This window comes from Gordonia sp. UBA7860 (genome assembly GCF_002500165.1).
GTDB lineage: Bacteria > Actinomycetota > Actinomycetes > Mycobacteriales > Mycobacteriaceae > Gordonia > Gordonia sputi.
Genome location: NZ_DLSO01000126.1, coordinates 117105 through 117844, shown reverse-complemented (window position 1 = coordinate 117844; position 740 = coordinate 117105). Strand labels below are relative to the sequence as shown.

The 740-nt window shown below is 63.8% G+C and carries 1 protein-coding gene; it reads right to left on the bottom strand.

Annotated elements, in window-relative coordinates; all coding sequences use genetic code 11:
* A partial coding sequence (locus tag B3T59_RS16245) for an acyl-ACP desaturase (protein WP_287004320.1) occupies positions 1-740 on the bottom strand: 740 nt, incomplete at both ends.

Sequence of the window (740 nt, the reverse complement as noted above, 5' to 3'; positions counted from 1 at the left end):
ACGCCCCTGCCCTCGCCTTCTTGGCCTCGCGCTCGAGTGCGCGTTCGCGGGCGCGCTCGAACTTCTCGACCTTGACGTTCATCTCTTCGAGATAGTCGGCCAGCTTCTCCCGGTACATCTCACCCAGCGGACCGAAATCGTCGCGCTCGAAGATCCGCCACTTACGCAGCACCGGCATGACGACCTCCGAAAGGTGTTGCGGCAGATCGTAGATGCCACCCTTGGCGATCAACACCGCATTGCGTCGGAAGTTGGGCATCGTCGCGCCGGGCATCTGGAAATTCGACACGATGCTGTAGATCGCGCACATCGCCTGATCAGGAACCAGGTCGAGGGCGCCCGCAACGACGTTGCGATAGAAGAGCATGTGCAGGTTCTCATCGGCGGCCACCCGCTGCAGCATGCGGTCGGCGATCGGGTCGCCGCACGCCTTGCCCGTGTTGCGGTGGCTCACGCGCGTCGCGAGTTCCTGGAAGCTGACGTAGCTGACCGCGAAGAGCATGTCGAAGCTGTGGTCACGCTGACCGTCGTCCTCGGGAAGCGGATTGAACCCCGATGTCATGTGCGCCATGCGGGTCTCTTCGAGTTCCACCGGGTCGACGCCGCGGGTCACGACGAGGTAGTCGCGCATCACCGTCGAGTGGCGCATCTCCTCGGCGGTCCAGCGCCCCACCCAGAAACCCCAGGCGTCGTCCAGGGAGAAGTTCTCTGCGATCACCCGGTGATACGACGGCAGGTTG